The organism is Alkalibacterium sp. m-11 (assembly GCF_054658155.1).
Map to the genome: position 1 here is coordinate 1 of NZ_BAAGIR010000357.1, position 502 is coordinate 502.

Here is a 502-nt window from a genome sequence, read left to right on the forward strand (position 1 = left end):
GGTTCAGATACTTAAATCAGATGTCATGAGCCACAAAGAAGAAGATGACATCCAAGAACATATTAAACGAAGTTTAAAGCAATATGATTTACTGGAGGTGCCTTCGAATGAGCAGTAACTATCAAAATCTATTAAATAATCTAGAGGCCTTGAATTTAAAACATATGAGAGAATATGTGCCAAACTATATTGAAATTGCCAATCGGGATGAGCTTTCTTTAACAGAAGCTCTTCTAGAATTAACTAATCAAGAATTAGACTTTCAAACGAATCAGACTGTGGAACGTGTCATCCAGCGCGCACACTTTCCCAAACGGACATCACTTGAAGAATTTGATTTCAACTTTCAACCAAGCGTTAACAAAAAAGAGATTCTAGACTTGAAACATATGGCTTTTATGGAGAAAAAAGAAAACTTAGTTTTCATTGGAAACCCTGGTGTAGGGAAAACACACCTTGTCATTGCATTAGGCATTGAAGCATGTCATCAAGGCTACCGTAC

At 36.3% G+C, this 502-nt stretch carries 1 protein-coding gene; it reads left to right on the forward strand.

The features are described 5' to 3' along the window. Nucleotides 1-107 precede the first annotated feature (107 nt). On the forward strand, nt 108-502 hold a 395-nt coding region (locus ACYQ2O_RS12800; protein ID WP_459796785.1), incomplete at its 3' end, for an ATP-binding protein.